Raw genomic sequence first — 19,649 nt, 5'->3', positions numbered from 1 at the left:
TCAGTCGCCGTTGTGCTTGCGGATCAGGGCGGGCAGCTCGGCCAGCGAGTCGACGTGGAACAGGCACGCCCGGGCGGCCCGCTCGTCGCGGAGGATGTGGCCCCACGGACCCCGCCGTACGAGGGCGGTGCGCAGGCCGGCCTTCTGGGCGGGCCGGATGTCGTTGTCGAGGCGGTCGCCCACGTAGAGGACGGACTCCGCCGGGCAGCCGGCCTCCGCCACCACGCGGTCGAAGAAGGACGCGTCCGGCTTCTCCACGCCCCAGCCGTCGGAGGTGCCGATCACGTCCACCGGCAGGTCGAGGGCGCGCAGGATCCCCTCGGCGCGGGCGGTCTGGTTGCCGGCGAGGCCGACGCGCAGCCCCATCTCCCGCAGCTCGGCCAGGCAGGGGCGGGCGTCGGGGTAGAGGTTCTCCTCGCCGAACGTCTCGGCCTGGCCTTCCCCGGCCCGGCGCTCCCGCTCGGTCTTGAGGTCGAAACCGGGCCGGAAGTGCTGGAAGGTGTCCCGGTAGTCGCCGCCGCGCGCGATCACGGCGCCGAACACGGCGGAGAAGGTGTGCCGCGGGACGCCCAGCCAGTCGGCCCAGGTGCCGTACTCGCGGGTCTCGTCCACCAGGGTCTCTCCGACGTCGAAGAAGACCGCCTCCAGCCGCATCGGTACCTCCCGTCTCTCACATTGCATCCAGACCTTACGCGGATTCGGTCGCCCTCCACTGCCCCATCGGACAGGACCGAAGCCGCCGGAGGCACCGAAGAAGATTCGGTTCCGGCATGGACAGGGGACGGCGGCGGAGGACAGGCTGGACGGGTACGACTCACGAGCCTTGGGAGCCGCGATGAGCCTGTCCGACCTGCAGCCCGTGCCCGCCGACCAGCTCGCCTTCCGGATGCCGAAGAGATTCGACACCGTGGAGGAGGAGCGGCGCCACCGCAAGGAGCGGCTCGCGGCGGCGCTGCGCCTGTTCGGGAGGTTCGGCTTCGAGGAGGGGGTGGCGGGCCACATCACGGCCCGGGATCCCGAGCACACCGACCACTTCTGGGTGAACCCGTTCGGCATGTCGTTCAAGCGGATCAAGGTCAGCGACCTGATCCTGGTCAACCACGAGGGCCAGGTGGTGGAGGGCCGCTACCACGTCAACCAGGCGGCGTTCGCCATCCACTCGATGGTCCACCAGGCCAGGCCCGACGTGGTCGCCGCCGCCCACTCCCACTCCGTGTACGGCAAGGCCCTGTCGGCGCTCGGCACGTTGCTCGAACCGCTGACGCAGGACGCGTGCGCGTTCTACGAGGACCACGCCCTGTTCGACGACTACACCGGGGTGGTCGTGGAGACCGAGGAGGGCCGCCGCATCGCGCAGGCGCTGGGGTCGCACAAGGCGGTGATCCTACGCAACCACGGCCTGCTGACCGTGGGCGACAGCGTCGAGGCGGCTGCCTGGTGGTTCATCACCATGGAACGCAGCTGCCAGGCGCAGCTCGTGGCGAAGGCCGCCGGGCCGACGGTGCCCATCTCGCACGAGAACGCCAAGCTCACCCACGGCCAGATCGGCAACGACTTCGTCGGGTGGGTCAACTTCCAGCCCCTGCTGGACCAGATCCTCGCCTCCGACCCCGAGTTGCTGGACTGAGCCTTCTGAACCAAGCACGGGGCCCTTCTGGACCAAGCACGGACCCGGGCCCCGTTGCCGGGACCCGGGCCGGATCGGCTGAGCGTTACGGCATCGGCACGGTGTCCTTCCACGTGGTGCCGGCGCTCCGGAAGGCGTTCACCCTGGAGGTGATCTCGGCCGGAGCCACGACCTCGTTCTTGCTGAAGTAGAACCAGTCCACCTGCTGGGTGTAGGCACGCGGGGTGGCGCTGCCCAGCAGCCCGCCGCTGATGAACCAGAGGTTGAAGTTCACCGACTGCGGCGTCTCCGGGTAGTAGTCGCCGCCGTGCTCGGCGAACAGCGTGCCGTCGATGTAGTAGCGGACCGTGCCACCGGAGACCTGCAGCACGAGGTCGTGCCAGCCGGCGTAGCTCGCCGTCCGCTCGGTGTGCGTGTTGACCGCGAGCCAGGGCTCGTTGCGGTAGGTCTCCCAGGTGGTCGTGTACATGATCGGGCCCTGCGCGCCCCAGCCGCCGTTCGGCAGGTATTCGAAGTCCTGCTCGCTGTAGTCCGGGTCGAGGTCGTACGCCAGAGGCGTGATGGTGAAGAACGTCTCCACGATGTTGTCGCCGTCCGGGCCGCTGTCCGGGGCGTCGGCGAACTTCACCCGCGCGGCGTACGTGCCCTCGAAGAACTTGCGCTGGTGCAGGAACTCGGCCTGCGAGGTGCCCCCCGCGGTGCCGTCGGTGGCCGCCCGCAGTTGCAGGGCCTTGTTGCTCCCGCTGACGACGGGGAAGCTGACGTTGGACGCCGGCCAGCTCGCGCCGGGGACGCCGGGACCGCCGCTGTTGGTCCGCACGGTCCAGTTGTGCGCGGTGATCTGCGGGTCGGACGAGGAGGCGTAGGCGAAGTCGTCGAAGACGACCCCGCTGCCGCCGCCCGGCCCGCCCGGCGAAGGCGAGGTGGAGGGCGACGGGGACGGCGAGGGGTCGGTCACACCCGCGGGCGGGACGCCCCAGACCAGCGTGCCGCCCTGGTGGACCGTGACCTTGTCCCAGTCGCCGTACGTCGTCCTGGCCGGGCCGAAGGAGTAGTCGTCGCTCTGCCGGATCGTCTGCCAGTCGGACCGGTAGAAGCGCAGCTGCATGTCGCCGGTCGAGGCGCCGGCCGCCAGGCTGCCGGAGGTGAAGCCGACCTCCAGGTAGCGGTCGGCCGTGGCGGTGCCGGGCGAGATCGTCTGGAAGGTCCCGGTGATGGCCGAGCAGGAGACGACCGCCCACGAGCAGGCGAAACGGTACTGCTGCGTGGGCGAGTCGGCCTTGAAGTAGTAGCGGATCTTCACCGTGTTCAGCGGCACCGCCGTGGTCCCGCTGTTGACCAGGTCGAACCACGGCTCCACCTGGTCGGCGGTGGCGCCGATGGCGCTGGTCTTGTAGCGCAGGCGCAGCGACTGGGCCGCCTGCGCGGGCAGAGCCACGACCAGCGCGGCCAGCAGGACGGCCGCGAGACCGCCCCATAAGAGCTTTCGTGACACCGCAGTCTTCCTTTCGTGGGGGGTGGACCCTTTCGGGTGGGTTGCGGAGTCAGGGGATGACCGGCCCCGGCCGGACCCCCAGGGACTCCAGGTGGGGGGAGAGCCTGTGCAGGAAATCGCGGTAGTCCCCCGCCGTGCCCCAGGCCACCTCGGCGAAGGCGCACAGCCGGGGGAAGGCCATCGCCTCAACGTGCTCGGGCGTGGGCATGTACTCGGTCCACAGCTGGCACTGCACGCCGAGGATCCGGCCGGTGGCGCCCTCCGGGGCAGGGGGCGGCGTGAACCCGTAGACGTCGGCGAGGGAGAGCACCCGGCCGTGCGGCCCGGGGGTGTCGGCCGGATAGTCGAAGTAGGTGCTGGTGTGCGGGGCCAGCACGACGTCGAACCCTTCGAGCGCCGCCCGCGGGCCGCTCTCGTGGTCGAGCCAGGTCATCGCCGTCACGCCGGGAGCGCCTCCTGGCCCGTCGTACCAGTGGATCGGGCGCCGGCCGCGGGAGGCCACGTACGCGCCGGCGGTGGCGATGAACCACGCCCGTGCCGCGTCCGGGCCCGGCAGCCCGAGCTCGGCGATCCGCCGCAGCGCCGCCTCGCCGCGCTCCCACTCGTCGGCCGGGCACTCGTCGCCGCCGAGGTGGACGTACTCTCCGGGGAACAGGTCCATGACCTCGTCGAGCACGTCGCGGCAGAAGCCGATCGTCACCTCCTCCAGGTTGAACACGTGTGGGCTGATCCCCCACGAGTCCCAGACCGGCAGGTGGCGCGACGGCTGGTTGCCGAGCCAGGGATAGGCGGCGATGGCCGCCTGGGCGTGCCCCGGCATCTCGATCTCGGGCACGATCGTGACGAACCGGTCGGCGGCGTAGGACACGATCTCCCGGATGTCCTCCTGGGTGTAGTGCTCCCCGCTGACCTCGGTCAGCCGGGGATAGCGCTTGATCTGCAGCCGCCAGCCCTGGTCGTCGGTCAGGTGCAGGTGCAGCCGGTTGAGCCGGTGCACCGCGAGCAGGTCGATCAGCCGCAGCACGAACTCCTTCGGCATGAAGTGCCGGGCGACGTCGAGCATCACCCCGCGCCAGGAGTGCGCGGGCCGGTCGGTGATCCGGCACAGCGGCGCCTCGGGGCCGAGCGCCGCGAGGGTGCGCAGGCCGTAGAAGCGCCCGGCGGGTCCCCCGGCGGCGAGCTCGGCGCCGTCGGGGGTGACGTCGATGCGATACCCCTCCTCCCCCAGCCGGGGATCGTCGGGCGCGTGCCGTACGAGGCCGTCGTGGAGCGTGACGGTTCCCCCGAGCACGGCCGCCTCGCGGGGCCGCGGAATCATCATCTGGGTCATCCCTTCACCGCGCCCGCGATCATCCCGGAGGACACGCGGCGCTGGAGCACGAGGAAGACGAGCAGGACGGGAAGCATGAACAGCGTGGCGGCGGCCATGGTGGCGCCCCAGTCGGTGCCGAAGACGTTGCTGAACCCGGACAGCCAGATCGGCAGCGTACGGTCGCCCTGGTCCTTGATCATGAGGGCGTTGGCGAAGGCGAACTCGTTCCACGCCGTGATGAAGCCGAACAGCGACGTGGACATCAGGCCGGGCGCGAGCAGCGGCAGCACCACCCGGCGGAACGCCTCGGCCCGGCCGCACCCGTCCATCAGCGCGGCCTCCTCCAGCTCCGGCGGGACCGCCGCGATGAAGCCGCGCAACGTCACGATCGTGAACGGCAGCGTCGTGACGAAGTACACGAGCGTCAGCGTCGGCAGCCGGTCGAGCATGTCCGCGTCGCGGGCGATGATGTAGACGGGCACGAGCAGCGCCGACCAGGGGGCGGTCTGGGCGACGAAGACCATCAGGATGAACCCGCGCCGTCCCGCCCAGCGCAGCCGGGCCACGGCGAAGGCGGACGGCAGCGCCACGACCAGCGCGAGCAGGACCGCGCCGGCGGTGACGGCCAGGCTGTTGCGCCAGAACGTCCAGAACCCGGCGGCCCGTACGGCAGTGGCGAAGTGGTCGAGGGTCGGCCGGGCGGGCCAGAACGCCGGGGTCTCGGTGAGGATGTCCACCGTCGGCTTGAACGCGGTGATCACCATCCAGTAGACGGGGAACACCGACACCGCCAGCACACCCAGGGCGGCCAGATTGAGCGCGGCCCTCTTCACGCTGCCTCCTCACGGAACATGCGGCGCAGGTGGACGACCAGCACGGCGAGCAGCATCAGCACGGTGAGCGTCGAGACGGCCGACCCCAGGTCGTACCGGTGCAGCGACTGCGCGATCTGGAACGCGTAGACCGGCAGCGTGGCGGTGGCGCCTCCGGGGCCGCCCTTGCTGATCGCCCAGATCTGCGCGAAGCAGGTGAAGACCCAGATCACCTCCAGCGACGTGATCAGGCCGAACAGCGGGCGCAGGATGGGGAACGTGACCCGGCCGAAGACCTGCCACGGCCCGGCTCCGTCGATCCTGGCCGCCTCGTACAGCTCGCCGGGGATGGTCGTGAGCCCGGCGTAGAGGGTGAGCGCCGCGAACGGCACCGACTGCCAGACGACCAGCGCGACCAGGATCGCGAACGTCGCCCCGCCGTCGGCGAACCACGTGTAGTCGCGGAAGGAGTCGAAGCCGAGGCGGACCAGCAGCCAGTTGACCACTCCCAGGCGCGACTGGAAGAGCCACTGGAAGATCGTGGTCGCGGCGAGCACCGGTGTGGCCCAGGTGAGCACCATCCCGCTCATGACCGCCAGCCGCATCCGCCGTCCGAGGTGCGGCAGCATCAGCGCGACGGCCGTGGAGATCACCATGATCAGCACGACGTTGGCGGCGGTCCACAGGAAGGTCCGCCGCACGACCGCCCAGAACTCCGGCCCGCCGAGGGCCTCGGCGTAGTTGGCGAGCCCGGCGAAGTCCGCACCGCCCCTGATCAGCTCGCCCAGCCGGAAGTGCTGGAAGGAGATCACGACGCTGCGCGCCAGCGGGTAGACGAGCAGGCACGCGAAGCCGGCCAGGGCCGGGGCCACCAGCAGGTAGGGCCAGAGCGCGCCTTTTCTGCGGCTTCTCGCCTCGATCACGAGGGCGGGACGCACCGTACGGGCGAGGGTGCGCGCCATGTCAGGACTTGGTGTTGAGGATCGTGGTGATCACCTCGGAGGCCGCCTTCGCCTCGGTGGCCGCGTCGCCGCCGGTGAGCACCTTGGTCATGTACTCCTTGATGACGTTCCTGGCCTCCACGGCCGCCCAGTTGGGCGAGTTGGGCGTGGCGTGCCCGACCGCGGCCCCCGCCGCCATCGCCGCGGTGGCCTCGTCGCCGCTCAGGACCCCGGCGTACGAGGTCCGGTTGGGCACGTAGCTCATCTCCTTGGCCATGTCGAGCTGGAACTTCTCCCCGGCCAGGGCCTTGACCACCTCGTACGCCTCGTCGGGGTGGGCGGACGCCTCGGGGATGATCAGGTCCGATCCTCCGGTGAAGACGGCGCCCGGCTTGTCGGCCGTCTTGCCGGGGATCGGGAAGAAGCCCAGCTTGCCCTTGAGGTCCGGGTTGGCCTTCTCGATCGCGACCGCACCGCCGGGAGCGGAGATGATCTGCGCGACGTCGCCCTTGCCGAAGACGTCGGCCTGCGGCGGCCTGGCCTCGTCGGAGTCTTTGGGTCCCTTGCCGAGCGCCTGGAGACGCTGGTAGAACGCCATGCCGGCGAGCGCCTGCGGCGTGTCGAGCACGCCCTTCCAGCGGTCACCGTCCTTGACCGCAAGGTCGCCGCCCTCGTCCCAGACGAACCCGGCGAACGTGTACCAGTTCTGGCCGGGCAGGTAGATGCCCTGCACGCCGCCCTTGTTCAGCTTCGTGGTGACGTCGATCCACTCGTCGCGGGTCTTCGGCGGCGTGGTGACGCCGGCCTTGGCGAACAGGTCCTTGTTGTAGATGACCACCCGGTTGGCGGCGTACCAGGGGATGCCGTACTGCCTGCCGTCGATCTTTCCCGGCTCGGCCAGGCCGGGCAGCCAGTCGGAGCCGCCCAGGTCGGCGGCCTTTCCGGTGAGGTCCCTGACCCCGCCGCTCGCGGCGTACTCGGCGACCTGGGTGTTGCCGACCTCGATGACGTCGGGGGCGTCCTTGCTGGCCAGCGCGCTGGTGACCTTCTGCCCGATGCCGTCCCACTCCTGGATCTGGACGTTCAGGGTGATCCCGGGATGCGACCGCTGGAAGTCGTCCGTGAACCGCTTCACGATCGCGTCCGACAGGCTGTCGCGCATGAACCACACGGTCAGCGTGGTCGCGCCGGTCTTCTCGGATGTCCCGGGCTCGGACGCCGAGCCGCATCCGGCGAGCGCGAGGCTGAACACGGCCGCCGCGGCGAGGAGGCGTAACCTCATCGGTCCTCCCACTGGTCAGTTATTGGTAAACCGTTGAGAGGAGAGTGGTCTTAACCAGTCGGGCTGTCAAGAGTCGAAATTTCGGATATTCCCAGGCACGATGATGGGAGGAGTGGTCAACTACTGGTAAGGTCGAGGACGTGCAGAGACTTCCAGCGGGCCTCAAGCGCGACCGAGTCAGAGACGTCCTGCTCGACCTGATCGCCGACAAGGAGCCCGGCACCGCCATCCCCTCGGAACGCGACCTGTCCCGGGAGCTCGGCGTCTCGCGCCCGACCCTTCGCGCGGCGATCGACGGGCTCGTACGGCAGGGCATGCTCGTGCGGGAGCACGGGCGGGGGACGTTCACCGGCCGCCGGAAGGTCACCCAGCCCCTCGCGGCCGGCCACGACTCCTTCCACGCCCCCGCCGCCGAGGGAAACTGGCTCAGCCGCATCCTGGAGTTCGACTCGGCCCCGGCCACCGCCCGGCTGGCCCACCGCCTGCAGGTCTCCCCCGCCGACCCGGTCCTGCGCGTCGTACGGCTCCGCCTGGTGGACGACGAGCCGATGGCGATCGAGCGCATCCACCTGCCGCATCGCCTGGTCGAGTCCCTGCGGCCCGACGACATGGTCTCGGGCTCGTTCTACCGGTTCCTGCGCACGAGGTTCGGCATCGACGTCCGCCGCGCCACCCAGAGCATCGAGCCGACCGTCACCGACGAGACCGAGGCCGAACTGCTCGGCGTCCCCCAGCACGCCCCCGCCCTGCTCATCGAACGCACGGCCCGCGAGGCCGGCGGCCGGGTCGTGGAGTTCACCCGCTCCATCTACCGCGGCGACCGCTACCGCATCACCTCAGAACTGCACTTCGACGACACCTCCGGCTGACGCGGCACGGGTCGTCACGGAGAGTATGCGAGATAGTCGAAAACAGTGATCGGCGAGCTTCTGATCGGCCAGACTGTACGCCGTACAACCCCCAGAAAAGGCGATGGGGAGAGGCCCTTCCGGGCGACTCCCCTGCCTAAGTCCTCTTGAGAGTACTTCCCCCGGCGGGTTGTGTGCAAGCAGTAACGCCTCGATCACGCAGCCGAAGGGATATCTCACCGATGGGAGCCGTCACCAGCAGGTCCGACACGGGCACCCTGGTCACCGCACGAGTGCTGGAACTGCTGGAATCCTGGCGTCCCTGGCATCGCCGCCTATGGGACGTGGGGACCGTTCTCGCCCTGCGCGAGGCGGTGGAGGCGGCCGACTGGGTCGGGCGCCATGTCCTCTCGCACGCCTCGCTCGCGTGGTACGCGCGGGAATCACTGCTACCGAGGCTCAGGACCGACAGCGCGTTGGGCGACGGGCAGATCCGCCGGCATCTTCACCAGGTATGCGCCAGACCGATCAAGCCGGGTGCCCGCAGCCAGCGCACGCTGGCACTCCTGTCCGACCTTGTCGCCGACGGCTATCTCAGGCGTTGGCGAGCTATCCTCGCCGGCGGTTCCATGCATCTGGAGCGTTCCGCCCGTTGTATCGCCGCTCACCTGCTGGACGAGGGTTTCCACCAGGATTTCCTCCGACGCGAGGTCAAGTCACGGCTCGACGGTTCGACCGATTCGGTCGACCTGATCGATCTACTCATCGAACTGGAGTCGCGTGGCGATCGCGAGTACGAAGGGCTGATCATCATTCAGGACAAGGTGCCCGCGCCGCAGGTGGCGAGCAAGTCACCCCACTGGGTGTCCAGGGAGGATGTCAGTCGCCTGCTTGGGACGGCCTTCCCCCATATCGATCACGTGAGGGCGAGCGGAGGATTGCTGTTCCGCGTACGGGCTCGCGATCATGTCTCCGCCGTGCAGCAGGTGACCGAGTCGTTCGACCGTGTCAGGAACAGGGTGCGCTACCGGCGCGGGCAGACGGCGCTGGACGTCTACCCTAAGGTGTTCATCTCTGGGCTGGCCGAACCGCAGGACTTCCGCCGGGGCGATCCGGCGGTCACCGTGCTGTCGCTGGAACGGGTCGGCGTGCTCTACGACCTGCCCGACACCGGTGCCCATGGGCTGCGTATCGATGACGCGCTCGAACTCGCTGCACCGCTCACCGAGAGTTCCCCGAGCACCGCCGTGGCAGGAGCCTGGGCCGCCGTCGAATCGCTGCTCTTCTGCGACACCGACGACGCGGACCGCGAGGAGGGGCGGGCGGTGGCCGCCGATCGGGCCGCCGCTCTGGTGACCGCGGGCTGGCCGCGCGCCGAGTTGACCGCGCTGAGCTACGACGCCCGAATCCGTGAGGAAGATCCGCGCCTGCGCCGCGACCTCGACGCGGTCGGCGGGAACAACCGCGAACGGGCACGGCGGATGGTCCGGTGGCTGGCCGCGCAGCCGGTCGTGCACGTGGACGACCCCGTGACCACGGCCGCCATCGGACGAATGCGCGAACTGGTCGCCGCGCCGTCCGTGACCCTCGGCCGCGTGGAGCGCTATCTGCGCGGCTGCTTCCGGCGCCTCTACCGCCAGCGCAACATCGTGCTGCACGGCGGTTCGACGCGTTCGGTCGCGCTGCCGTCCACCGTACGGACGGCCGGGCCGCTCGTCGGCGCCGCACTGGACCGGCTCGCGCACGGCCACGCGGTCTCGGGCATCGCACCGCTCGACTTGGCCGGCCGCGCGGAGTTGGCCCTGCGAGTGGTTGACGACGTCGACGGCTGGGGGCCGCACGAGTTGCTCGACGTCTAGTCCCGCCGGGAGTGCGGGTTCGCTGACAGCGTGGGCAGGGGCTCTTGCCGGGGGCTGGGCGCGCTCCGTACGGTCCGGGCATGGCCACTCTTCCCTCGACCGAGCCGGCACTGGCGGTGGTGCGGGCCGCCACGGGCGACGAACGGCAGGTGCTGGAGGCGTTCCTCGACTTCCTCCGCGCGATGGTCGTACGCAAGGCTCAGGGGCTGTCCGAGCAGGACGTACGCCGGCGTCACGTGCCGTCGGCGACGACGCTGGCCGGGCTGGTCAGGCATCTGACCGTGGTGGAACGGAACTGGTTCGGGCGGGTGCTTGCGCAGGACCCGGCCATGGCGCCTCCTTCGGAGGAGGACGCCGACAGGAGCTTCGCTGTCGGCGACGACGACACCATCGAGGCCCTGATCGCCGCGTACGAGGAGGCCTGCGCCGAATCGCGGCGCATCGCCGCACGGTTCCCGCTCGACCACGAGGTGCCGCACGAGCAGGTCGGCCCGATCTCGTTGCGCTGGATCTACGTTCACATGATCGAGGAGACCGCGCGGCACGCCGGGCACGCGGACATCCTCAGGGAGCTCACCGACGGCGCCACCGGATCCGTGGTCTGAGCGGACGCGACGACGCCGGACCCCTCACGGGGGCCCGGCGTCCTCACCGCCGGTGGCCGATCAGCGGCAGGCGACGCGGTAGGCGTCGAGTTCGAGGCGTTTCTTCAGTGAGTTGAAGTTCTGCGCGTTGGCCTTGCTACAGAACTTCGAGGTGGCGAGGTTGTACTCCACGTTGAAGACGGCCTTGCCCGCCTTCACGAACTGGTCGAGGCCGTAGTCGCCGTTCTGCGCGGTGGTGCACTCGGCGAACTCCCAGCACTGCTCGTTCAGCGCCCAGTCGAAGTACGGCAGGAGCTGCGGGATCTGCTCGTTGTCGTTCTTCAGGCCGGCCGACAGCCCGCGGGCGTGGGCCTCGTTCGCGAGCCAGGCGTTGTAGCGGAGCTGGTCGTCCGCGGTGAGCGGGAACCCGGTCTTGTTGGTGTAGCCGTCGACGTTGTCGAACTCCACGGCGTCGAAGCCCTTGGCCTTGCACATGTCGAGTCGCGCCCGCATGATCTGGCCGAGCGTGCCGCCGTACTGCCGGATGTCGAGCCAGCGCTCGCCCGCCCAGCCGTCGAGGGCCTTGCCGAGCACGGAGGCGGGGAAGGAGCCGGCGTCGGGCCGCCAGTCCTCGTAGGACCCGGCGCTGATGTAGCAGACGACCGTGCGGCCGGTCTTGGTGGTGTGCAGCCGCTGGACGGTCGCCGCCGTGGCGTTGAAGCCGTCGATGTCGTACATCGCGACGTCCAGGAACGGCTCCGCCGGCACCGAGCTGAGCTGCCACTGCCAGCTCGTGTTCAGCGCGGGGTGCCAGCAGCCGGCGCACGAGACGGGAGCGGGCAGTGCCGTCGCCGCGTTCGCGGCTGCCTGGGCGCCGACGAGCGCGCCGAGGAACGCCGTGGAGGCGGCGAGCATCGCCACCAGGTATCGGAGAATGCGCATGTTCTTCCTCGCAGTGAGATCGGCGGGGCGCATGCGTGCTGTTCCGCACTCTCCACATCGCCTCGCCCCCGGGGGATGCGGCGGTGTGGAGTGGCGTGGCCCAGGGAGGTCGGCAGGGCGCACGCCAGCACGGGAAGGGAACCTCCTCTCCCTCTCCGGGACTCCGGCGGCGCGATCGGCCGCCGGACGACTCAGCCACCCGAGAACAGGGCGTTGACCTTCTGGTTGGCCGCGGTCAGCGCGGTGCGCGCGTCCTTCTGGCCGAGCCAGACCTCCTCCATCGCGGTGGAGACGATCTGGTTGATCTCGTCGCCGTGGTCGCTCACCGGCAGCAGGAACGTGCCGCCGGGCGCCTTGGCCTCGTCGACGAACATCTGCACGTCGCGGCCCGCCGCCTTGTGGGCCTTGAGCGCCCGCTCGACCGAGGAGGTGATGGCCGGGAAGACCACCGCGTCGTCGGCGACGATGTCCTGGCAGGCCGTGGAGCCGAGGAACTTCACCCACTTCCAGGCGGCGTCCTTGTGCTCGGTGCCCGCGTAGATGACGTCGGCGAGGCCGTTGAAGGCGGACTTGCGGCCCTGCGGTCCGGTCGGCAGCGGCGCGAAGGCGAACTTCTGCGACTTCGAGTCGAGATAGGTCCTGATCATCCAGGAGCCGGTGATGCCGAGCGCGCCCTTGCCCGCGTTCAGCATCGTGTCCGGGCCGAGCGAGCTCGTCTTGTCGTACGGCGTGGCGTACCCCTTGTCGGCCAGGCGCCTGAACCAGTCGGCGGTCTCGGCGAGCTTAGGGCTGTCGTAGTAGTAGCGGGTGCCGAAGGGGTTCTTGTCGATGAACGTGAAGCCGTTGGAGACCGCCAGGTCGCCCCAGCCGTTCTGGCCCTGCGAGCCGTCGTTCAGCTCGGGCACGATGCCGTGCACGGCGACCCTGGTCTTGTCGAAGCCGGGCTCGTCGCCGCGCTTGCCGTTCGCGTCCACGGTCAGGCGGGCGATGGCCTTCTCGAAGGTGCCGCCGTCGGTGGGGTTCCACGTGAGGCCGGACATGTCGACCCCCGCCTTCTTCGCCATGTCCACGTTGTAGACGATCGCGATCGTGTCCCAGTCCTTGGGCAGGCCGTACCGCTTGCCGTCCTTCACCCAGAGGTCGGCCAGGCCGGGCCAGTACTGACTCAGGTCGATCCTGTCGGCCGACACCATCGGCTGGATGTCCAGGAGCTGGTTGTTCGCGACGAACTGGGGATAGTACGACGCCTGCATCGTGATCACGTCGGGGGCGCCGCCGGAGACCATCTGGGTGGTGAGGTTCTGCCAGTACTGGTCCCAGGCGCTCTGCGAGATCTTGATGGTGATGTCCGGGTTGGCCTTGTGGAACGCGTCGGCGCACTGCTGATAGGCGCCCTGCTGGACGTCGTCCCACAGCGCGTACGTCAGCGTGACGCCGCCGGCGTCCGCCGAGCCGCCGCCCCCGCCGCAGGCCGCCGTCAGGAGCAGGGCGGTCACCGCCATGAATGCCTTCTTCAACGTCAACCCTTCATGCCGGAGAACTGGATGGAGTCCACGAGACGGCGGCCGAAGAAGACCACCAGCAGCAGGACGGGGACGACCGACAGGGCGGAGCCCGCCATCAGGCCGGTCCAGTCGGGCGAGGTGTTGGGCGACTGCTTGAGGAAGATGCCGAGCGCGGCGGTGAGCACGCGGGTGTCCTCGCCGGGCGCCACGAGCAGCGGCCACAGGTAGTCGTTCCAGGTCCACACCGCGGTCGTCAGCGCAAGGGTGAACAGCGGCCCCTTGGTCATGGGCAGCACCACCCGCCAGAAGATCGTCCACGGCCCCGCTCCATCGATGAACGCTGCCTGCTCGACGTCACGCGGGATGCCGAGGAAGAACTGGCGCAGGAAGAACACCGCGAACGGCGTCATGAGCAGGCTCGGGGCGACCAGGCCCTGGTACGTGTTGAGCCAGCCGAGCTGCTTCACCAGGGCGAAGTTGGGCAGCAGCGTGAAGATCGGGGGCACCATCAGCGCGGCGACGAACACGTTGAAAAGGGCGTCCCTGCCGCGGAAGCGCAGCCGCGCGAAGGCGTATCCGGCCATCGCGCAGAAGAGCGTCTGGGCGCAGGTGATCAGGCCGGTGTAGACGACGGAGTTGCGCAGGTAGAGGAAGAAGCTGAGGTTGGCCCCCGACCCGCCGGCCGCGCGGGCCTCGTCCCGGCTCACCAGGCCGAGCACGCGCTCGAAGTTGATCAGCGTGGGGTGCCGGGGCAGCAGCCCGGCGTTGTCCGACGGCAGTTCCGGGCCGGGGGTGATCGCGGTCCGCAGCATCCAGTAGAGCGGGAAGAGCGAGATCCCGAGGGCGAGGATCAGGCAGATCCAGGCCGGCAGACGGCGCAGCCTCCGGCGGCCCACGGTCACCGGCGCGCTCATGCGAGGTCCGACCGGGAGGCGCGCAGGAGGCGCATCTGGACGAAGGTCAGCAGGCCGAGGATGAGCACCAGGCTCAGCGCCAGCGCCGAGGCGTATCCCATCTTGAAATGGGTGAACGCCTCCTCGTAGATGTAGTAGTAGACGACGCGGGTGGCGTCCACCGGCCCTCCCTTCGTGGTCACCGCGACGGCGTCGAACAGCTGGAACGAGTCGATCAGCGAGACCACCAGGACGAACGCCAGGATCGGGCGGAGCAGCGGCAGGGTGATGCGGAAGAACTGGCGCACCTCGCCGGTGCCGTCGAGCGCCGCCGCCTCGTAGATCTGCTGCGGCACCAGCAGCATCCCGGCGTACAGCAGCAGCGTGGTGTATCCCGTGGCGCCCCAGGCGTTGATCGCGGCCACGCTCGGCATCGCCAGCTCGGGCGAGGTCAGGAAGCCCTGGTTGTCCAGGCCGAGGCTGACCAGCAGGTGGTTGAGGAAGCCGAGGTTGGCGTCCAGCAGCCACATCCACAGCAGGGCCGAGGTCACGCTGGGCACCAGCCAGGGCACGACCAGCAGCGAGCGGAGCACGAGCGACCGGGTGAGGCGGTGCATCAGGGCGGCCAGGCCCAGGCCCAGGACGATCTGCATCCCGACGGTGAGCACCACGTAGTAGGCGGTGACCTTCAGCGAGTTCCAGAACAGCGGGTCCCGCACGAGCTCGGCGTAGTTGTCCAGGCCGACGAACCCGGGCTCCGACAGCAGGTTCCAGTCCGTCAGGGAGTACCAGGCTCCGCGTACGGCCGGATAGACGTAGAACGCGGCGAACCCGATGAGCACGGGCGCCAGGAAGGCCAGCGCCACCCTGCCGTCCCCGCGTCTGCGGCGGGGCAGGGCGGCGCCGGCGGTCTCCGTTTTCGTGAGGGTCGCGGTCGTCATCGTCGCGGCATCTCCAGACCTCCTGAGACCACCGGGACGAGCCGGTGCGGGCGGGATGTTGGAGACCATAATGGTCTCTTTCGAAACCTTGTCAATACCTTCGAAGACGCCGCATTCACCGCTTTCCAGGGTGTTCTCCCGGCAGTTTCGCAAGACTTGACAAGTTATCGAAGGTGCTGGGACCGTTCCGGTCCATGGGGAGACCAGATTTCGACCTGCTCGTCGTCGGTGACGCGAACCCCGACGTGGTCGTCACGGGAGCGCCGCGCGTGCCGGAGTTCGGCCAGCGCGAGCGGCTCGTCGAGGCCGGTGCGCTGGTGCTCGGCGGATCGGGGGCGATCACGGCCTGTGGCGCGGCCCGGCTGGGCCTGCGCACGGCCTTCGCCGGCCGGGTGGGCGACGACGCCGCGGGCGCGTTCGTACTCGACGTGCTCACGCGCGGCGGGGTGGACGTCTCCGCCTGCGTGGTGGACCCCGGCGCGCCGACGGCCCTCACCGTGGTGCTGGCCGACGGCGGCGACCGGGCCATCCTGACCGCGTCCGGCTGCCTGGACCGGCTCGAACCGGGCGACGTGCCGGCGGCGCTGCTGGAACGCGCCGCTCACATCCACGTCTCGTCCTACTTCCTGCAGCCCCGGCTGGCCGCCGGCCTGCCCGCCCTGTTCCGTACGGCACGGGCCGCGGGGGCCACCACGTCCCTGGACACCAACGACGACCCGTCGGGCCGCTGGCAGGGGCTCGACGAGGTGCTGCCGCTGACCGGCGTCCTGCTGCCGAACGAGCGTGAGGCCCTCGCCATCGCCGGACGCGCCGACGGCGACCTCGAAGGCGCCGTACGCGACCTCGCCGCCCGGGGCACCACGCCCGTGGTCAAGTGCGGCGGCGACGGCGCGCTGACCATCCACGAGGGCGAGCCGCTCCGCGTGCCGGCCGCCCCGGCCACCGTGGTCGACACGGTCGGGGCCGGCGACAGCTTCAACGCCGGCCTCCTCGCGGCCCGCCTGCGCGGGCTCCCGCTCCGCCGCGCCCTGGAGGTCGCGGTGGCCTGCGGCACCCTCTCCACCCGAGCCGCGGGAGGCACAGCGGCACAGCCGACCTGGGAGGAAGTCACCCGATGAGGAACCCAAAGATCGTCTTGATCGGCGCGGGAAGCGTCGTCTTCACCCAGGGCCTGCTCGCGGACCTGCTGGCCTACCCCGAGCTGCGGGAGGCCCGGATCGCGCTGCACGACATCGACGCCGAGCGGCTGCGGGTCGCCGAGACCGTCGCGCACCGGATCGCGGCGGCCCGCGGCGCCCGGCCGGCGGTCACCGCCGACCTCGACCGCCGGGCCGCGCTCGACGGCGCCGACTTCGTGATCAACATCATCCAGGTGGGCGGGCACGACGCGACCGTCGCCGACTTCGAGATTCCCGCCCGCTATGGCCTGCGCCAGACGATCGCCGACACGATCGGCGTGGGCGGGATCTTCCGGGCGCTGCGCACCTTCCCGGTCCTGGACGCCCTCGCGGCCGACATGGCCGCCGTCTGCCCCGACGCCCTGCTGCTCAACTACACCAACCCGATGGCCATGAACGTCTGGTATCTCAGCGGCAAGGTGCGCAACGTCGTCGGCCTGTGCCATTCCGTGTACTGGACCATGCGGGGGCTGGCCGACCTGGTGGCCGTGCCGTACGAGGAGGTCGCGTACCTGGCGGCGGGGGTGAACCACCAGGCGTGGGTGCTGCGGTTCGAGCGAGACGGCGAGAACCTGTACGAGCGGCTGGACGACGCCATCGCGCGCGACCCGGAGCTGCGCCGCCGGGTGCGGGTGGAGATGTACCGGCGCCTGGGCCACTATCCGACCGAGACCAGCGAGCACTCGGCCGAGTATCTGCCCTGGCTGCTGCGGCACGACGACGAGATCGACCGGCTGCGCATCCCGGTGGGCGAGTACGTGCGGATCAGCGAGGAGAACGTGCGCGAGTACAAGCGCACCCGCGACGCCGTACGGCACGGCGGGGGGCTGCCCGTGGAGGGCACCGGCGAGTACGCCCCGCAGATCATCCACAGCGTCGTGACCGGCACCCCGCGCGTGGTCTACGGCAACGTCGTCAACGACGGGCTGATCGCCAACCTGCCGCCCGGGTGCGTGGTCGAGGTGCCGTGCGCGGTGGACGCCACCGGAGTGCTGCCCACCCGGATCGGCGCACTCCCGCCGCAGTGCGCCGCGCTCAACCGGGCGTACGTCAACGTCAACGAGCTGACCGTGCGGGCCGCGCTGGAGGGACGGCCGGAACACGTGCGGCACGCCATGATGGTGGACCCGAACACGTCGGCGACGCTGTCGCTCGAGGACATCTGGCGGCTGTGCGACGACCTGACCCGGGCGCACGGCGACCTGCTTCCCGAGGCGCTGCGCGCGACGCTCGCCGGCTGACGGCCGTTCCTCCAAGCTGCGAACTCCACCTTCAGGCCGCGATCTCCACCTTGAGGCCGCGATCGCGGAGCACGGCCACCGTGGCCGGGTCGGCCGGCTCCCCCGTGATGAGCAGGTCGATCTCCGACAGCGGGCAGATCGGCGCCATCCCGATCGCCCCGAGCTTGGAGGAGTCGGCGACCACGATGCGGCGGCCGGCCGCCCGCAGCATGCGCTGCTTCATCTCCGCGTCGGGCAGGTTCACGTTGGTGATCCCGACGTCGGGGTGAACGCCGCCGCAGCCGATGAAGACCGTGTCCACCCGGATGCCCTCGATGGCCTTGCCGCCGAGCGGATCGACCAGGGAGTGCTGCTGACGGCGCAGGCTCCCCCCGGTCACGACGACGGCGAAGCGGGGCAGCGCGGGCTCCAGTTCCAGCGCCGTACGCAGGCCGTTGGTGAAGACGGTGACCTCGGTGAGGTCGGCCCTGGCGACGAGCTCCCTGGCCACGTAGGCGGTGGTGGTCCCCGCGCCCATCATCACGCTCTCCCCCGAGCCGACCAGCCGGGCCGCCGCCTTGGCGATCAGCGCCTTCTCCACGGCCGCCGTGCCGAGCGACAGCTCGAACGACGGCTCGGTGCGCCGCGGCGGCCCGGCCGCGACGGCCCCGCCGCGGACCCGGCGGATGCGGCCCTGCTCCTCCAGCGCGTCCAGGTCGGCGCGTACGGTGACGCTGGAGACGCCGAACGCCTCGGCGAGCTCGGCGACCCGGGCGAACTCCTGCTCCATGAGCATGCCGAGCATGCGCTCCCGCCGCACCTCCGTGGGCATGGAGTCGGTCATGGCCTGCTCCCGGCCCTGCTCCCGGCCCTGCTCCTGGCCCTGCTCTCAGCGGGGCGGACGCCCTCCGGCAGCAGGTCGCGGTGCGCCTCGATCAGCTCGTCGCAGAGCGCCTCGATCGCGGGCAGCGGCAACGTCGCGGCGGTGTTGGGGTCGAGCATCGCGGCGTGGTGGACGTGCCTGCGGTCGCCGTCGAGCACCGCGCGCACGGTCAGCTCGACGACGTTGAGGAACGTGCGGTTGAGCGCCACGAGCTGGATGGGCAGCTCTCCCACCGGCCGGGGGTGGACGCCGTCGGCGTCGACCAGGGCGGGCACCTCCACGCAGCAGCCCTCGGGCAGGTTGCCGATCAGCCCGTGGTTGGGGACGTTGACGTAGACCTCCTTCTCCTGGCCGGTCAGCATGGCCAGGAGCGCGGCGGCCGCGGGCTCCTGGTGCTGCCAGCGCACCAGGAGCGACCGGCCGGCCGACAGCGCCCGCCGCGTCTCCTCGTACAGGTGCAGGCTGTGGCCCACCCGCCGCAGGTACTCCTCGGGCCGCACCCCGAGGCGCGCGGTCTCCTCGCTGTGCCGCATGAACCACGGGACGTACTCGGCGGCGTGCTCGCTCGACTGCGTCGGGAAGTAACCGAACCGGCGGTAGAGCTCCACCCGCACGTGCCGCCGCAGCTCGGGATCGGCATCGAGCACCTCGTCGAGGTCGGGATACAGCGAGCGGCCCTCGGCCTCGAACCGCAGCACGAACGACTGGTGATTGAGGCCGGCGCTGAGGAACGTGACCTCGTCCAGCCCCCGGCCGACCAGATCGGCCAGGTACGCGTGGGTGTCGCAGACGGCGTGGCACACCCCGGCGAACCGCGTGAAACCGGTCGCCTCCTGCACCGCCCAGCCCGTCATCGCCATCGGGTCGCTGCAGCTCAGCAGCCAGGCGTCCGGGCACAGCTCGGCCATCTCGCGGCCCAGCTCGACGAAGACCGGAATCGTCCGCAGCCCGCGGAAGATGCCGCCGATGCCGATGGTGTCGCCGATCGTCTGGCGCAGGCCGTACCTGTGCGGGATCTCGAAGTCGCGCAGGGTCGCCTCGAACCCGCCCACGTCGATGTGGCCGACGACGAAGTCGGCGCCGTCCAGCGCCCTGCGCCTGCTCGGGCAGGTGACGATCGTCGCCACCGACCCGGCTTCGGCGTCGAGCGCGTGGACCAGGGCCTCGGCCGTCGCGAGCTGACCGGGGTTCTCGTCGTGCAGCACGATCTCCAGTTCGCCCCGCAGCGAGGGGGCGAGGAGAAGATCGGAGACCACCCTGCGCGTCAGCTCCACGTCCCCGACGCCGACGAAGACGATGCGCGCCATCCCCACCTCCCGCCCGGTAC

The 19,649-nt window shown here is 70.4% G+C and carries 18 protein-coding genes; 6 read left to right on the top strand and 12 right to left on the bottom strand.

What is annotated here, in order from left to right; all coding sequences use genetic code 11:
* Positions 1-654, bottom strand: a complete 654-nt coding sequence (locus tag Msi02_RS05890) for an HAD family hydrolase (protein ID WP_079312517.1) — start codon at positions 652-654, stop codon at positions 1-3.
* A 181-nt stretch (positions 655-835) separates the two neighbouring features.
* Here Msi02_RS05890 and Msi02_RS05885 point away from each other — a divergent pair, with 181 nt between their 5' ends.
* The gene (locus Msi02_RS05885; RefSeq protein ID WP_079312519.1) at positions 836-1,627 is read left to right on the top strand and encodes a class II aldolase/adducin family protein; all 792 of its coding nucleotides are present in this window, start codon (positions 836-838) and stop codon (positions 1,625-1,627) included.
* An 85-nt stretch (positions 1,628-1,712) separates the two neighbouring features.
* Here Msi02_RS05885 and Msi02_RS05880 read toward each other — a convergent pair whose 3' ends face one another.
* Genes Msi02_RS05880 through Msi02_RS05860 form a run of 5 tightly spaced genes read right to left on the bottom strand, consistent with a single transcriptional unit; the run spans position 1,713 to position 7,469 of the window.
* Complete coding sequence (locus Msi02_RS05880; RefSeq protein WP_204047392.1) at positions 1,713-3,122, bottom strand: cellulose binding domain-containing protein; 1,410 nt, start codon at positions 3,120-3,122, stop codon at positions 1,713-1,715.
* A 49-nt stretch (positions 3,123-3,171) separates the two neighbouring features.
* Positions 3,172-4,443: a beta-N-acetylhexosaminidase gene (locus Msi02_RS05875; RefSeq protein WP_204047391.1), complete on the bottom strand. Its 1,272-nt coding sequence runs from the start codon at positions 4,441-4,443 to the stop codon at positions 3,172-3,174.
* A gap of 5 nt (positions 4,444-4,448) precedes the next feature.
* Entirely contained in the window at positions 4,449-5,267 is an 819-nt protein-coding gene (locus Msi02_RS05870; RefSeq protein WP_204047390.1) for a carbohydrate ABC transporter permease, read from the bottom strand.
* Positions 5,264-6,208 carry a carbohydrate ABC transporter permease gene (locus Msi02_RS05865; protein WP_079312525.1) on the bottom strand — a complete coding sequence of 315 codons (945 nt, stop codon included), beginning with the start codon at positions 6,206-6,208 and terminating at the stop codon, positions 5,264-5,266. The genes Msi02_RS05870 and Msi02_RS05865 overlap by 4 nt, the downstream gene beginning before the upstream one ends.
* A gap of 1 nt (position 6,209) precedes the next feature.
* Entirely contained in the window at positions 6,210-7,469 is a 1,260-nt protein-coding gene (locus Msi02_RS05860; RefSeq protein WP_204047389.1) for a sugar ABC transporter substrate-binding protein, read from the bottom strand.
* Between the two features lie 140 nt (positions 7,470-7,609).
* On the opposite strand from Msi02_RS05860, the gene Msi02_RS05855 reads away from it, so the two are divergent.
* The 3 genes from Msi02_RS05855 (at position 7,610) to Msi02_RS05845 (ending at position 10,781) form a co-directional block, all read left to right on the top strand.
* On the top strand, positions 7,610-8,338 hold the full coding sequence (locus Msi02_RS05855; protein ID WP_204047388.1) for a GntR family transcriptional regulator: 729 nt from the start codon (positions 7,610-7,612) through the stop codon (positions 8,336-8,338).
* A gap of 221 nt (positions 8,339-8,559) precedes the next feature.
* Positions 8,560-10,176, top strand: coding sequence for a hypothetical protein (locus Msi02_RS05850; RefSeq protein ID WP_204047387.1), 1,617 nt, complete (start codon positions 8,560-8,562; stop codon positions 10,174-10,176).
* An 80-nt stretch (positions 10,177-10,256) separates the two neighbouring features.
* Positions 10,257-10,781: a DinB family protein gene (locus Msi02_RS05845; RefSeq protein ID WP_204047386.1), complete on the top strand. Its 525-nt coding sequence runs from the start codon at positions 10,257-10,259 to the stop codon at positions 10,779-10,781.
* 60 nt (positions 10,782-10,841) lie between these two features.
* Here the strand turns inward: Msi02_RS05845 and Msi02_RS05840 are convergent, their stop codons facing one another.
* From Msi02_RS05840 to Msi02_RS05825, 4 genes are all read right to left on the bottom strand, one after another.
* Positions 10,842-11,702, bottom strand: a complete 861-nt coding sequence (locus Msi02_RS05840; protein ID WP_204047385.1) for an endo alpha-1,4 polygalactosaminidase — start codon at positions 11,700-11,702, stop codon at positions 10,842-10,844.
* A 191-nt stretch (positions 11,703-11,893) separates the two neighbouring features.
* Entirely contained in the window at positions 11,894-13,204 is a 1,311-nt protein-coding gene (locus Msi02_RS05835) for an ABC transporter substrate-binding protein (protein WP_204047384.1), read from the bottom strand.
* 17 nt (positions 13,205-13,221) lie between these two features.
* Positions 13,222-14,121, bottom strand: a complete 900-nt coding sequence (locus Msi02_RS05830; RefSeq protein WP_204047383.1) for a carbohydrate ABC transporter permease — start codon at positions 14,119-14,121, stop codon at positions 13,222-13,224.
* On the bottom strand, positions 14,118-15,041 hold the full coding sequence (locus Msi02_RS05825; RefSeq protein WP_204047382.1) for a carbohydrate ABC transporter permease: 924 nt from the start codon (positions 15,039-15,041) through the stop codon (positions 14,118-14,120). The genes Msi02_RS05830 and Msi02_RS05825 overlap by 4 nt, the downstream gene beginning before the upstream one ends.
* Before the next feature lie 194 nt (positions 15,042-15,235).
* On the opposite strand from Msi02_RS05825, the gene Msi02_RS05820 reads away from it, so the two are divergent.
* Both Msi02_RS05820 and Msi02_RS05815 read left to right on the top strand, forming a co-directional pair.
* Complete coding sequence (locus tag Msi02_RS05820; RefSeq protein WP_204047381.1) at positions 15,236-16,159, top strand: carbohydrate kinase family protein; 924 nt, start codon at positions 15,236-15,238, stop codon at positions 16,157-16,159.
* Positions 16,156-17,460 (top strand): alpha-glucosidase/alpha-galactosidase, encoded by a 1,305-nt coding sequence (locus Msi02_RS05815; RefSeq protein ID WP_204047380.1) that lies wholly within the window; start codon positions 16,156-16,158, stop codon positions 17,458-17,460. The genes Msi02_RS05820 and Msi02_RS05815 overlap by 4 nt, the downstream gene beginning before the upstream one ends.
* 31 nt (positions 17,461-17,491) lie before the next feature.
* On the opposite strand, the gene Msi02_RS05810 is transcribed toward Msi02_RS05815, so the two are convergent.
* Together Msi02_RS05810 and Msi02_RS05805 are read right to left on the bottom strand one after the other, a co-directional pair.
* The gene (locus tag Msi02_RS05810) at positions 17,492-18,283 is read right to left on the bottom strand and encodes a DeoR/GlpR family DNA-binding transcription regulator (protein WP_204047379.1); all 792 of its coding nucleotides are present in this window, start codon (positions 18,281-18,283) and stop codon (positions 17,492-17,494) included.
* Positions 18,280-19,629, bottom strand: a complete 1,350-nt coding sequence (locus tag Msi02_RS05805; RefSeq protein ID WP_204047378.1) for a family 4 glycosyl hydrolase — start codon at positions 19,627-19,629, stop codon at positions 18,280-18,282. Before Msi02_RS05805 ends, Msi02_RS05810 begins: the two co-directional genes overlap by 4 nt.
* Between the last annotated feature and the right edge of the window lie 20 nt (positions 19,630-19,649).

Source organism: Microbispora siamensis (assembly GCF_016863095.1).
GTDB lineage: Bacteria > Actinomycetota > Actinomycetes > Streptosporangiales > Streptosporangiaceae > Microbispora > Microbispora siamensis.
Note: the sequence above shows the minus strand (reverse complement) of the source record. Positions and strands in the feature narration are given on the sequence as shown.